Genomic DNA, 14100 nt, shown 5'->3' with positions numbered 1-14100 from the left:
ACATTGACTTCGACATGGACGATGTCGGCGCCGCGGCGCTGGCGTCGCCCATGGCCAATCGAAATGCTCGGCTCATCGAACGCGATGCGTTGCGGGAGTGAGGTCTTGCTGCGGATATCATCGACATGCGTCGTCGCGTTCCCGCGGCCCGTCGGACCCGAGTGATACGGCAGTCGTCCCTCTGAAAATGAGAGGGCGCGGGGAAGGCCGGGTGCTGACCGCGGCCCATGGCCCGCCTGCAACAAGAAAAGCAGGCGGCAGTTACCACAGGTCGGGCCTGACAACCGGCCTCCCCCGCGCGATCGGTTTTAACGGTGTCCTTCGTGCTCTCCCTGGGGATCGGCTTTCTTGCCCCCATCGCCCGCGCGTGCCGTCAAGCAACGCTTGCGGACTTGACCTCAGCGTCGAGAGGCCAGGACCACACGACTTCGCCGTCCGCGCCGGACTGCGCTCGTCTGGCACAGCCGTCACGTCCATCGCACCCCACCTCCACGTTCGTGACGACGCGTACGTCCCTCTGCACAAGGTGGGATGGGAGGAGATAAGCATTGTTTCGGAAAAATAGCAAGAGAAATTTCGTGAAATCCGCAAGCGCCCCCTCGAGCAGGGGTGGGTGCGCTCCCCTCCCCCTTGCGGAGAGGGGAGAGGAGCGCACGGCGGGGCCGGCGCAGTAGGCGGAGGCTCGGGAAGCGCAGTCCGACGAATGCCTGGTTCAATCCGGCAGGTTCGTGAACCGCGGCCGCCAGACGCCGAGGATGACGTTACGGTGGCAACTCCCAGCATGACCCGGATCGCGCCCTACCCGGTGCCGAAGTTGGGCTGCAGCCTCGCCGGATCGAGCTGGCCGGCGACGGCGCGCGCGGCCTCGCCGGCCGCTTCCTGCATCGGCCCCTGCACGGCGGCAAAGCCCCATTTGAAGACGAGGATGCCGGAGGCCAGCTTGGTCAGCGCCCAGCCGGCGCTCTCCGGCCTCAGGACGGTGAGGCCGTCCGCGGAGCAGGCTCAGGCTTCTGCACCGCCGTGGTGCCGGTGCCGCCCTGTCCGACGCGGAACAGTTGGATGTAGCTGCCGAGATAGAGCGGCGTGAGGCCGGCGACCGGCTGCTCAGGGAGCGGCGGGTCGAGCAGCAGAACGGCATCGAAGTGCGACCGCCAGCCGGCCAGATAGCGCGCGAGCGGCAGCACATCGGCGGACGGCGTGTCCGGCTGCAGCCAGCGCCACGCGGCGGGCTCGGCCAGCGGCTGCGCAAGGCGAGCGAAGGAGGGACGGACTGCCACGGGCTGCTGGCTCGGATGGGCGAACATCAGCGGCCAGAACGCCCGTCGCTCGATCACGAGCAGCGCCGCCATATGGGAATCGACATAGCGGAATCCGGGCAGGATCCGCTCGCGCCGGCTGGAGACGGGCTGCTCATGGCCATGCGCGGCGATGACGCGCGCGCCGGGCTGCACATGCGCGATCGCCGCGCGCAGTTCGGCGAGGTCGACCCTGTGATCGATCCATGCCGATGCGATGTCCGCGGTCCGAATCAGCGTCAGGCCCGCGAGGACGATGCCGACGAGCGCCGCCTTCCTGCCGGACACGACCGGCTGCAGGCCGGCGAACAGCAGCAGGCCGCACATCGCGGCAAAGCGCATATCGATGAACGTTCCGCCCAGCGCGCTCCATGGCGCCGCGACGAAGGCGACGAACAGCGCCGCCAGCGCCAGCGGAATGCCCGGCGCGACGACGATCTGGCGCCGGACGAGGATCAACACCGACAGCACCGCGACGGTCGTGATGACCGTCAGCTCGGCGCTGGTGGTCAGGAACGGCGTCATGATGCGCCACAGCTTCGGCGGTCCGATCCAGGCGCCGAGTTGCAGCCCGCCCTCACCCAGCGGACAGAGCCCGTAGAGCAGCACGGCCGGGCTGAGCGTGATGCCGAGCGCGCAGGCGACGACCACCAGCTCCCGTGCAAGGCCGGGCGACCGGCGCAGCCGCCACAGCCGATCGGCCTCTCCAGCGCCGATCAGGACCGCGAAGAACAGCAGGCCGAAGATGTGGCAGAGGAAGGCGGCCGCCGCGGCGATGGCTCCCCACGCGATCGCGGGCAGCCAGCCGCGACGGCGCAGCGCCACCCAGCCGGCGGCGCCGCCGAGCGCGAGACCAAGCGAGAGCTGGAAATTCATGAAGCCGAGCAGGAAGACGCCGTCATAGGCGATGATGCCGGCCGCCAGCGGCCACAACGACAAGCGGCCGAACACCGCGCGGTGATAGGCGATCACGCCAAAGAGCGGCGCGAACAGGCTGAGCGCGAGCAGGATGCGGCCGCCGACATGAACGTCGGTGAAGCGCAGCAGCGCCACGCCGATCACATCCATGCCGAGATTGGGCAGGACGCGCCAGTTCGGCGCGTACATCTGCGACAGCACGGGATCGTCGGGATGCGCCAGCACGAACAGGCGCGCGAGGTGGTTCGGATAGTCGAGCACCGGCGGCACATCGACCAGCAGGAACGGCAGCGCGAGCACGATGGCGAGCACGAGCGCCAGCACGGCCCAGAGCCGCTGCATGTGGCTGGCGGTGGACGCGAACGCCGGATCGTGCAGGCCCGGGAGAGTATCTGAATGCAGGATGAGGCCGGCCGGCGCGATGGCGCCGGTCACCGACGAGCACGATTGCGAACGCATTGAGGTACCCCACTCCGCCCGGGATACTTCGATACCATCCGACCAAAGACTGCAAGACGCTCAAATACAACCTTATGGTTGTGCCTAATGCCCCGTTACTTTACGGGGGTTCGTGGAACCAGCGGCTCAGGCGATCGCCTGGAGATAACGCCGCACCGAGCGATCGAACGCCGCCTTTGCATCGTCGCCGATGTTCTTCTGCCACCACGCGCCGTAGATGCGGTCGAAGGCGAGCGGCGCGACCGCATCGGCGATGCGGCGCACGGCGGCGGCGCCGAGCGGGATGTAGTTCGGATAGGAGTACATGAAGCTGACGTGGCGGCGATCCATCGCCACCATCGCGATGTCACCGGTCAACAGCGCGCCCTTGCCACCGGCACCTTTGCGCCAATGCAGGATGGTGGCGCCGGCGAAATGCCCGCCGGTCCGCAGCAGCACGACGTCATCCGAGATGGCGAGGCGATCGCCCGTCCATGGCACGATGGCCGGATGCGGCCGGGTGACGAAGGCGCGGTCGTCGCCATGGAGATAGACCGGCGCGTTGCCGAATGCCTCGCTCCAATCGGCGACCGCGCCATAGTAGTGCGGATGCGACACCGCGATGGCCTTCAGGCCGCCCAATGAGCGGACGCGGGCAATGGCTGCGTCTGTCGCCAAGGGAATGCAGTCCCACATCACGCAGCCGTCCGGCTCGGGAACAAGCAGCGCGCGCTGGCCGATCGCAAAGCTGGGATCCAAAGCGAGGCCGGTCAGGCCGTCATCCTCGCGCCAGATGACCTGATGCCGGCCAGCGAGGTCGTCGCGGCTGAGGAAGCTCTGTCCCTTCCAGTTCACATATTGCCGCTCGTCCTCGCAGACGACGCAATGGCCGGGCGGCGCCTTCGTATCGGGAAACTGCGCGCCGCATTGAAAGCAGGTCCAGAGAGGCATGGATCACCGGTCGTCGAGATGGGATTGCGGAGGATAGCACGCGGACCATCCCGGAACACCGTCGCGCGCGGCTTCGTGATTGCCTAGTGTCGCCGGACGCCGACAGGAGTTCTCGACATGCCGACCACGCTGCGCCGCGCTCACGTTCACCGCCTGCCGATGCGCAGCCCCGACGATGTCGGCGCGCTCGAGGCCAGGATCGCGCAAGGCGCCATCGATCCCGCCGGCATCGTCGCCATTCTCGGCAAGACCGAGGGCAATGGCTGCGTCAACGATTTCACCCGCACCTTCGCCGTGCGCTCGCTGGAGGCGCTGCTCGGCCGATATCTCGCGGCCGACGCCGTGCGGCAGATCGCGATGGTGATGTCCGGCGGCACCGAGGGCGCGCTGTCGCCGCACATGATCGTGTTCGAGGCACGCGACGGCGGCGACGCCGTGGCGCCGCGCGCTTTCCCGGCATCGCTGGCGCTCGGGCGCGCGCGCACGGCGGCGCTGGCGGGCGAGCATCTCGGCCGCATGCCGCAGGTCGAGCTCGTGGCGGCCGGCGTGCGCGCGGCGATGGCTGACGCCGGCATCAGCGATCCCGCCGACGTCCATTACGTGCAGGTGAAATGCCCGCTGCTGACGATGGAGCGGATCGAGGCGGTGGAGGCGCGGGGAGAGCGCACCGCCGTGCGCGATACGCTGAAGTCGATGGGCTTTTCCCGCGGCGCCTCGGCGCTCGGTGTCGCCGTCGCGCTCGGCGAGGTCGCCGCTGCCGATCTCTCCGATGCGACGATCTGCACGGATGTCTCGCGCTACAGCGAGCGCGCGGCGACATCGGGCGGCGTCGAGCTGCTCGACCACGAGATCATGGTCGCCGGCATGTCGGCCAAGTGGAGCGGGCCGCTGGCGATCGATCATGCGGTCATGGGCGATGCCATCGACATCGAGCCGGCGCGGCAGGCGCTCGCCCGACTCGGCCTGAACGTGCCGGGCCAGGTGCCGGCCGCCGATCGCAGCCGCATCGCCGCGGTGCTCGCCAAGGCGGAGGCGGCGCAGAGCGGCCGGCTGCGCGGCCAGCGGCATACCATGCTCGACGACAGCGACGTCTCTTCGACCCGCCACGCCCGCGCCTTCGTCGGCGGCGCGCTGGCCGGGCTGTTCGGCTTCACCGACCTGTTCGTCTCGGGCGGCGCCGAGCATCAGGGCCCCGACGGCGGCGGGCCGGTCGCGATCATCGCCGAGCGCCGCTGATCTCACGGTCGAAATCCCGGGCCACGCGTTCTACCTGATCACCACGGCGAAGTTCTGAGCCGCATACGCGTCCCGATCGGGAAACAGATTCGCCAGATTCCCGCCGCATCTCGCGACGCGGCGGGGAGCAGCTCGAACCGAAGATCGACCGAAGTGATCGTCAAGCGCACGATTCACCTCGCGAGACGACGTGAAAGACCACCAACTCTCCCATCAGCAATTGAATGATGGAGATCAGCTCAACCCAGGAGGTTTCAACTGTTGCCGTGAGGCGACATTTTGCGAACAAGTCTCATTTTCAGAAATGGATGGAAACTTTTCGTATTCCGGCCACCAGCGGAACCAGCTTTGGACCGCTTTCCCTCGCTTCTTGACTTGCATTCGCAACAGGCCCGCGCCCGTTGCGGGCGTTCAAACGAACCCAAGTCAAAGTTTTGCGTAACGAATGGGGTGGTCGAGTATGGGTAAGGCAATCTTTCCAAGGAGCTTGCGAGGGGCAAGCGGGCACGAGTGGGATCCATCTCCCGAGATTTCCGGTGTGAAAGTCTCGGCGGTCGCGAGCCTGATCGCGGTTGCCTCGTTCTCCAGTGCCGAAGCCCAGCAGGCGCCGCTGCCGTCCGTCAACGTCGAAGCCCCGGTGGCGCGCCCCAAGCCGGCCGCCTCGCGCCCGACCGCGGACCAGGTCCGCGCGCGCGACGCAATGCGCCGCGCCGCCCGCCAGCAACAGCAGCAGCAGGCCGCGGCGCCGAAGAGCAATCTGCCGCCCGACCGCAACCCCTATTCCAGCCCCGCTTCCGACTACAAGGGCGAGCGGCTGCAGGCCTCCGGCAAGTTTCCGGAGAAGCTGCTCAACACGCCAAAGACCGTCACCGTCCTGAGCAAGGAGATCCTGGCGGACAAGAACTCCACCAGCCTCAAATCCGCCGTGCTCTCCACCGCCGGCGTGACGCTCGGCACCGGCGAAGGCGGCAACGCGTTCGGCGACCGCTTCTTCATCCGCGGCTTCGACGCCCGCAACGACGTCTTCATCGACGGCGTGCGTGACGCCGGCGTCTCCGTGCGCGAAAATTTCTTCACCGAGCAGGTCGAGATCCTGCGCGGCCCGGCGTCGTCGTTCGCCGGCCGCGGCACCACCGGCGGCGCGATCAACATCGTGACCAAGCAGGCCACGACCGAGAACAGCTTCTACAACATGGACACCACGCTCGGCACCGACAGGACCAAGCGCGTGGTGATCGACGTCAACCAGAAGATCACGCCGACCTTCGCTGCCCGCGTCGGCGGCCTGTTCCAGGATGCCGGCGTTGCCGGCCGCGACTACGTCACCGACAACCGCAACGGCGGCTTCATCGCCACCAAGTGGACGCCGCTCGACACCGTCACCCTGTCCGCCAACTACATCCACAACGAGGTGACCGGCCGTCCGGACTTCGGCGTGCCGTATTATCGGCCGAGCACGCTCACCGCCGGCGCGCCGTTCCCCGAGGTCGGCTCGCCGCGCAACGCCTGGTACGGCTTCGTCAACCGCGACTTCTCGCGTGTCGGACAGGACATCGGCTCGTTCAATGCCGAGGTGAAGGTCACGCCCGACCTGACGATCTCCGACAAGGTCCGGGTGTCGCGCTCGACCTTGAACTACATCGGCACGCTGCCGGAAGGCCCGACCAACATCAATCCGCCGTCCGGCGCGCTCATCAGGGCGAATCCGCAAAGCCGCTTCCAGCAGACGGACGTGCTCGCCAACCAGCTCGAGGCGACCTACAAGTTCAACACCGGCAACTTCAGGCACACCGTGCTCGCCGGCCTCGAGGTCTCGCAGGAAAAGGCGCGCATCAACAGCTACACCGGCCTGACCTCCGAGCAGCAGGGCCTGGCGTTCGCGGGCAGCGGTTCGCTCTCGGGCGTGAGCGTGTTCAACCCGCAATTCACGAACCTGCCGTTCGGCATTCCGTCGCTGGGGCAATTCCCGACCAACGTGAAGATCGACTCGGCGAGCGTCTACGCTCTCGACAGCGTCAACTACCGCGATCTCGTCATCCTCAACGGCGGCGTGCGCTACGACAAATACGACGTCCGGGTCGACGGCTTCGGCACCGTCAACGGCGTCGCCAACACGCCGGGCTCGACGGCGGCCTCCAGCGGCATGCCGAACTTCAACGTCGGCATGACATTGAAGCCGGTGCCCTACGCCAGCTTCTATGCGGCCTACGCCACGTCATCGAATCCGGTCGGCGCCGAGTTCGACGGTCTCAGCCCGCAATATGGCGGCCTCTCCGCGGTCACCAATGGCGGCGCAAACCAGATCTTCGGGCCCGAGAAGAACACCTCGATCGAGATCGGCACCAAATGGGAGCTGCTCGACGGTCGCCTGCTGGTCACGGGAGCGCTGTTCCAGACCGAGAAGGAGAACGCCCGCGAGTCGCGCAACATCACCAGCGCCGCGCAGGCCACCGCGGACTGCCCGTATCCGGCAGGCACCATCGGCTCCGTGCCGTGTCTCTCGGCCGGTGCCGCCTACCGCATCCGCGGCATCGACCTGCAGGCGGGCGGCAAGCTGACCGACAAATGGAGCATCTTCGGCGGCATCGTGCTGATGCAGTCGGAGGTGACGAAGTCGAACATCCCGCCGGCGAACACCGCGCTGTTCACCAGCAATGTCGGCCTGCAGCTCGCCAACACCGCGCACCAGTCGTTCAGCCTGCTGACGAAGTACCAGATCAACGACACCTGGGAGATCGGCGGCCAGGCCGTGTACCGCTCGAAGATCTTCGGCGGCACTTGGCTGGCGGCGAACCAGGGCACGGAGTTGCCGAGCTACTGGCGTTTCGATGCGTTCGCGGAAGCCAAGCTCGACAAGAACTGGACGGCGAAGGTGTTTGTTGCCAACATCTTCGACAAGCTCTACTACGACGCTCTCTATCAGAGCGCCACGCCGTTCGTGCTCGTCGGTCCGGGACGAAGCGCATCGATCGTCCTGTCCGGACGATTCTGATCGCAGACCACCCAGCCGGGGGCACACATCAAGTGATGAGTTCATGCTGATCTGTGTCCCCGGAATTCTGAGCAAAGACGATGTGGCGGAGTTTCGCCGCATCATGGACTCCAGCGACTGGGAGGACGGCCGCTCGACGGCCGGCGCCCAGTCCGCCATGGTCAAGCGCAACGAGCAGCTGCCGCCCGACAGCGAGGTGGCGCGCAAGCTCGGCCACCGCATCATTTCGGCGATGACCGCCAATCCGCGCTTTCTCGCCGCCGCCATCCCGCAGCAGATCTTCCCGCCGCTGTTCAACCGCTACAGCGCGGAGTCGGGTCATCATTTCGGCATCCACGTCGACAACGCCGTGCGCGGCGACAAGCTCACGGGCCTGCGCATCCGCACCGACCTCTCGGTCACGCTGTTTCTCTCCGAGCCGGAGGATTACGACGGCGGCGAGCTGGTGATCGAGGATCTCTACGGCTCGCACGAGGTGAAGCTGCCGGCCGGCGACCTCGTGCTGTATCCCTCCTCGAGCCTGCACATGGTCACCCCGGTGACGCGCGGCGTCCGCGTCGCCTCGTTCTTCTGGCTGCAGAGCATGATCCGCGATCCCCTCGCGCGCAGCATGATCTTCGATCTCGATACGACGATCCAGGGATTGTCGCAGCGGATGGGGCGCGACGATCCGGAAATGGTGCGGCTGACCGGCCTCTATCACAACCTGATCCGCTACTGGGCCGAGAACTAGAGGTTCTCCTTCGGTCGCAACGATCTGGTTGAGTTCGATCGTTTACGAGCCGGGTTGCACGCGACGCAGCCCGGCTCATTCGTTTTGGTGATGACCCCATCGTTCAGGCGCTTTCCCCAGCGCTCGCGATAGACCGCCATCCGAGCTCACATGCGGTCGGCTGGTCCGTTTCTCGGAGCTGTCGATCCATGTCTTTGACCGCTGGCGGATCGTCGTTGGCGAGCTCTGCGATTTTCCGTGGCGGTGAGCGCGTGCGCTTCGCGAACCTCAGCCCCCATGGCGACCGCGATGGCCGTTGATCACGATGTGATCAGGGGCGTGCGGCGCGTGCTTCTTGAACGACGCCGATCTCATCGGCATTCTGATTCGGACATCGACGCCCTCAAGCTCCTTTCGGACGGCATCCCGTCCCGAAAGCCGCGCGGCATGCCCTCGTACCAACCGAACAGGATTATCACGGCGGTGCCGACTAATTAGAATCGATGGAAGACCGAACGGAGGCAATTGCGTGACGCGCGGCCGCATCGGCGGCGTCATGCACGGCTAGCTCCGTCTCGCATCAGGACTTTCAGGGAGTTAGGACGTCATGTGCGGCATCGATGGCCGATGAACAGGCCGCACGATTCGATTTTTCATTTGGCATCGCACTCACCGGAGTGACTGCCGACCTTGATGTTCCCGCTTTGAGTCAACGCGCCGTCTCAAAACAGCCGGGTTACGACTAGAAACATTACAGAGAAGATAACTACCAAGGGGTATGCAGCAACATGTTCAGGATCGTTCTTCATATAGGAGCGGTGATCGCAGCCGTTTCGGCCGGCGCCATGGCGCATGCCGAGCAGCCGGCCACATCGCCGAGACCTGGCCAGGCTGCAACCGCCCCACAGACCACAGCACCAAATCCGGCGAATGCGACCGGAGCGAAATCCGTTCAGCCTCCGGCGACAGCGGCCGCCACGCAGGCGCCTGCCGTTGCGCCCGTCAACGCCGCCGCGGCCAGTGGGCCGGCTCCCGTTGCGCACGCAGCTCAGAGCGCGGCGCCGAAGCCAGTGACCATCGGACAGGCGCAGACGGCCCCCGCTGTTGCCCAGCCCGCGCCGCAGACGGCCGCGCCTGCTCCCACGGTAGCGGCTCCGGCCACCGGCGGCGCCGCCACGACGGCCGCACCGGCACCGGCTGTCACCACGCCGCAGGCCGCCGCAACGAGCCAGGCGCCGGCAGCCGCAACGAACGACGCCCAGCCGTCGACCGCTGCCGAAACCGTTACTGACGCGTCGGTGGGCGACAAGGCGAAGGATCAGGCAGAGAAGCCGACGCAAGGCGGTGCGCAGGCGGCATCACACGTGCCGCACGATCTGTCGCCATGGTCGATGTTCCTGGCCGCCGACATTCTCGTGAAGTCGGTGATGATGGGGCTGGCGCTCGCCTCGCTTGCGACCTGGACCGTCTTCATCGCCAAGACCATCGAGTTCTCCATCCTGCGCCGGAAGCTGAGCAGCGCGCTGCGCAAGGTCGACGACGTACGCTGGCTGTCGGAAGCCAAGCTCGCGCTGGGATCACGCCAGAACGTGCTGACAGCACTGATCGATGCCGCCATGCACGAGATCAGGATGTCGTCCGAACTGCCGTCTCACGGCGTCAACGAGCGCGCGGCGTCGAGTTTCTCCGAGATCGTGCGTGCCGAAGGCCGGCGTTGCCGGACCGGCATGGGCCTGCTCGCCACGATCGGCTCGATCTCGCCCTTCGTCGGCCTGTTCGGCACGGTCTGGGGCATCATGAACAGCTTCATCGGCATCTCGAAGTCGCAGACCACGAACCTCGCGGTGGTCGCGCCCGGCATCGCCGAGGCGCTGCTCGCGACCGCCATCGGCCTCGTCGCCGCGATCCCGGCCGTGATCATCTATAATCACTTCACGCGGGTGACAAAGGGCTACATGGAGCTCGTCAACCGGTCCTCCGGCGCCACCGCCCGCATGCTGTCGCGCGATCTCGACCGCGGCCAGAGCCACCACAGCCATCACGGCGAGCGCTTCGAGCCGATCCACGTCCACTCCGCGCCTCCGATGGCGCTCGCAGCGGAGTAGGTCATGGCCGTTTCTCTGTCTGAAGGTGATGGTGACGACGATCTCGGCGAGACCAGCGACATCAACGTCACCCCGTTCATCGACGTGATCCTGGTGCTGCTGATCATCTTCATGGTCGCGGCACCGCTCTCCACGGTCGACGTGCCGGTCGATCTTCCAACCTCGACCGCCACGCCGCAGAAGAAGCCGGACAAGCCGATCTATGTCAGCATCAAGCCGGATCTGACGCTGTTCGTCGGCGAGGAGCAGGTGAAGCGCGCGAGCCTGGTCAGCACGCTCGAGCACATTCCCGAGGCCGCCAAGGACAAGTTCATCTTCCTGCGCGCCGACCGGGGCGTGGCCTATGGCGAGCTGATGGACGTGATGGAGCTGCTGCGGACCGGCGGCTATCCGAAGATCAAGCTCGTGACTGTCGAAGGCGTCTCACAGGCCGCCACCCAGGCTGCACATTGAAACCAGTGAAACGACGGAAACGAAGAATGGTCGAACACAAGTATCAAGGAGCGTCGCGCCGCTTGTGGATCTCAGCCGCGATTGGCGCCGTGATGTTGCACGGTGGCGGCGCCGCACTCGCGGTCGTCCATCTCAGCGGCAATGATGCGGAAGGTGGCCTCGGCGCCGCCGGCGCCGAGTTCGCGCTCGAGATGGCCTCGCCCCAGGTCGAGGACAACGATCTTCCGCCGGGTCCCGACAGCGACGCGGCCGAAGCTGCGCCGGAGCAGATGCAGCAGACCGCCGAAGTCCAGGAGTCCGACGCCGTCAAGGACAAGCCGACCGAGACCGAGGAAGAGGCCGATCGGGTCGTCACGCAGAACGACCCCAAGAAGCCGGAGAAGGAGGAACAGCAGCAGGCGACCCAGCAGGCCGAGGCGTCGGTCGCGTCTGCCGCGCAGGAAGAATCGGCCCGCAAGGCGCTGGACGAGGCCGCGCCGCCGGCGGAGACGGCCAAGGCCCCCAATCCGGGAATGGGCAAGGACAAGCAGAAGCTGACCAACGATTGGGGTCGCAAGATCAGCGCCTATTTCGAGCTGCACAAGCGCTATCCGGAAGGCAAGAAGCACAATGGCACGGTCAAGGTCGCGCTGGTGCTGAGCCGGGCCGGCAAGGTGATGTCTGCGTCCGTCATGCAGTCGTGCGGCGACTCGATGTTCGACGATGCCGCGCTTGCGATGATCCGTCGCTCCGACCCGGTGCCCGCGCCGCCGTCCGGACTGACGGACGATCAGTTCAGCTTCAGCCTCGACGTGAACTTCAACCAGAAGAAGTAGTCGTGGCCGAACTGACACGCAGATCCGGAGTTGGCAGCGCTCACCTCGTGGGCGCTGCATTTCGTTTTGGAGACTGGAGCCAGCCACTCCCGCCGCGCGTCCACCCGTCGCTGGGTGGCTATACTACATGGCGAAGCCGGCGCGAAACTCCAGCTTCCAGGCTTGCGGCCCTGCCCCGGAATGACTGTGGCCGCGTCACGACAGCAGGCGTGATCTCCAGGCACGCGCTCAGAAGACCGCAGATGCGGCGCGCGGGCGCCTGCCGGGCAGCCGATCAGTACTGTACCCGCGCGCCGACCTGCACCACGGTCGCCGACAGATTGTTTTCGCGGAAGTTGGAGCGCGTCTCCTCGCGCCGGACGCTGGCCCTGAGCTGCAGCAGGCGTGAGAACTTGTAGAGCATGCCGAGCTCGACCAGGTAGCGGTCGTCGACCCGCGTCGTGCCCGTGAAGGCGTCCTGACCAAAGCCGGCGAGGAAGGTGCCGATCAGCCACGGCTCGAACTGGTGCTCGACGCCGACCGTGACGTCGCGCTTGAGCACGCCGGAGATTCCGGGCTCGGTGATCTCCACGACCTGCGACTTGGCGCCGAACATCACCGCCGTCTCCTTGGCATACTGCCAGGTCAGGTTGGCGTCGGCGATGAAGCCGTTGACCGGTTTCAACATCGGATCCTGATAGCGGCGCGTGAGATAACCCACCGCAACGTCGCCGGTCAGCTTGTCGGCATAGTTGAAGGTCACGCCCGCCTCGACCGCGGTGCCGGTGGAGTCGCGGCGGAAGCCCTCGGCATCGACCGCGATGTCGTGAACGCGGCGGTCGACGGCGACGTCGACGAAGGGCCGGATCTCCGGGGTCAGGTTGTAGGTCACGCGGCTCTGCGAGCCGTATTGGACGAAGTTGCGATCGGCGTTGCTGACGATCTGGCCGTCCATCAGCGGCGCGTTCTGGAACGCGACACGGTCGATGGCGGCCTTGGTCGAGATTTCGACCTCCTCGAACCGCTTGGTGACGCCGGCCGAGCCGCCGACGGTGGAGGCCAGCGGAATCTTGGCGAACCGGCCGGCGAAGCGCGGCGTGCCGGGATCATCGGCATCGACGGCAACGTGCCCCTCGCCGTTGAGCGCAAACGTATCGGTGATGTCGTAGCGTCCATTCACCTTGGCGTCGACGGTAGGCCTGCTGAGCTGCCGGAGCTTCGCATAGTCGATGTAGCCGACGCGCACATCGGCGTTGAGCAGATGCCGCTCGAACTGAGAGCGCACGAGCAGGACCGGCGCAACGCTGACGAACGCCGAGCCCTTGCCTTGTGGTACACGGCCGGGATTGCTGTCGAAGCCTGACGACATTTCGAACGCAGGCTTCAGGATGAAGTTTCCCACCGTGATGCCCTTGGGCTCATAGGGGTCCTCCTCCATCATCGGCGGCTGCGCCGGCGGCTCCTGCGGCTTCTGCCCCTTGTTCACCGGCGGCAGCCGCATCTTCGGCTTATCGGCCAGAACGGGCGGAATCGGCTGCGCATCCTGTCGCGGAATCGGCGGCAGGTTGCGCGGCAGCACGCCACGGGTGGCCGGCGGCGGACTGACGGCGAAGGCCAGCGCATCCAGACAGCGATTGGGGACGTTCGTCGTCGACAGCCGGCCGGGCGTCGACAAGCAGCCGCCAACCAGGAGGCCGGCGGACGGAGCACCGAAAAAGCCGTTTCGAACCGGAGCCAGACGCGGCGCCGGTTCGCGGCGCGCGGCCTGAGGGAGCGCGCCCGCGCCGGCATCGATCGGAGACCGGGGCCGCGGCGGTGCAGCCCCATCCACCTGCGTTGCCGCCTTGGGCTCCGGCTCGACGCCGCCAGGCGAAACGATCACCTGCGGAATGACCAGCGGTCCATTGCCATTCGCGGGCCGCGCCGGCTGGCGGCGGCGGTTCGGCACGACCACCACCGGCCCACCCTCGGCGGCCCCGGGATCTGCATAGGCTCTGACCTGGCTCCCCGGAACGACGGTCTGACCGTAGGACGGCGCGGCTCCAAACAGCGTCACGAGCAGCACGGTGATCGCAACCGACTCCTCCTGGCACCATGAGACGTCGCGACCGATGCCACGTCTGGAAGCGACCGTCTCTCGTGCTGCCCGTTCCAAAAAGCCTCGTCTCCGTCGAGTTCGGCAACCTGCGAAGCGCGGCCCCCCCCC

At 66.6% G+C, this 14100-nt stretch carries 10 protein-coding genes; 7 read left to right on the top strand and 3 right to left on the bottom strand.

Annotated features, from left to right (window positions below; all coding sequences use genetic code 11):
- Positions 1 to 971: 971 nt before the first annotated feature.
- A complete protein-coding gene (locus tag QX121_RS20975) occupies positions 972 to 2672 on the bottom strand; it encodes a hypothetical protein (RefSeq protein ID WP_315777684.1) in 1701 nt (566 codons plus the stop codon).
- Positions 2673 to 2798: 126 nt separating this feature from the next.
- Positions 2799 to 3602, bottom strand: a complete 804-nt coding sequence (locus QX121_RS20970) for an MBL fold metallo-hydrolase (protein ID WP_315812919.1) — start codon at positions 3600 to 3602, stop codon at positions 2799 to 2801.
- 117 nt (positions 3603 to 3719) lie between these two features.
- Between QX121_RS20970 and QX121_RS20965 the strand changes: the two genes are divergently transcribed.
- The 7 genes from QX121_RS20965 (at position 3720) to QX121_RS20935 (ending at position 11915) form a co-directional block, all read left to right on the top strand.
- On the top strand, positions 3720 to 4838 hold the full coding sequence (locus QX121_RS20965) for a ring-opening amidohydrolase (protein WP_315812918.1): 1119 nt from the start codon (positions 3720 to 3722) through the stop codon (positions 4836 to 4838).
- 460 nt (positions 4839 to 5298) lie between these two features.
- The gene (locus QX121_RS20960; protein WP_315777687.1) at positions 5299 to 7830 is read left to right on the top strand and encodes a TonB-dependent receptor; all 2532 of its coding nucleotides are present in this window, start codon (positions 5299 to 5301) and stop codon (positions 7828 to 7830) included.
- A gap of 43 nt (positions 7831 to 7873) precedes the next feature.
- Positions 7874 to 8563 carry a Fe2+-dependent dioxygenase gene (locus QX121_RS20955; RefSeq protein WP_315758759.1) on the top strand — a complete coding sequence of 230 codons (690 nt, stop codon included), beginning with the start codon at positions 7874 to 7876 and terminating at the stop codon, positions 8561 to 8563.
- Positions 8564 to 9162: 599 nt separating this feature from the next.
- A complete protein-coding gene (locus QX121_RS20950) occupies positions 9163 to 9288 on the top strand; it encodes a hypothetical protein (protein WP_315777688.1) in 126 nt (41 codons plus the stop codon).
- A gap of 324 nt (positions 9289 to 9612) precedes the next feature.
- Positions 9613 to 10647: a tonB-system energizer ExbB gene (gene exbB / locus QX121_RS20945; RefSeq protein WP_409998129.1), complete on the top strand. Its 1035-nt coding sequence runs from the start codon at positions 9613 to 9615 to the stop codon at positions 10645 to 10647.
- Between the two features lie 3 nt (positions 10648 to 10650).
- Positions 10651 to 11100 carry a TonB system transport protein ExbD gene (exbD, locus tag QX121_RS20940; RefSeq protein WP_315777690.1) on the top strand — a complete coding sequence of 150 codons (450 nt, stop codon included), beginning with the start codon at positions 10651 to 10653 and terminating at the stop codon, positions 11098 to 11100.
- A gap of 26 nt (positions 11101 to 11126) precedes the next feature.
- Positions 11127 to 11915, top strand: a complete 789-nt coding sequence (locus QX121_RS20935) for a TonB family protein (protein ID WP_315777691.1) — start codon at positions 11127 to 11129, stop codon at positions 11913 to 11915.
- Positions 11916 to 12189: 274 nt separating this feature from the next.
- On the opposite strand, the gene QX121_RS20930 is transcribed toward QX121_RS20935, so the two are convergent.
- On the bottom strand, positions 12190 to 14049 hold the full coding sequence (locus QX121_RS20930; protein ID WP_315736412.1) for an outer membrane beta-barrel protein: 1860 nt from the start codon (positions 14047 to 14049) through the stop codon (positions 12190 to 12192).
- Between the last annotated feature and the right edge of the window lie 51 nt (positions 14050 to 14100).

It is taken from the genome of Bradyrhizobium sp. SZCCHNR2028 (assembly GCF_032380995.1).
Classification (GTDB): domain Bacteria; phylum Pseudomonadota; class Alphaproteobacteria; order Rhizobiales; family Xanthobacteraceae; genus Bradyrhizobium.
Note: the sequence above shows the minus strand (reverse complement) of the source record. Positions and strands in the feature narration are given on the sequence as shown.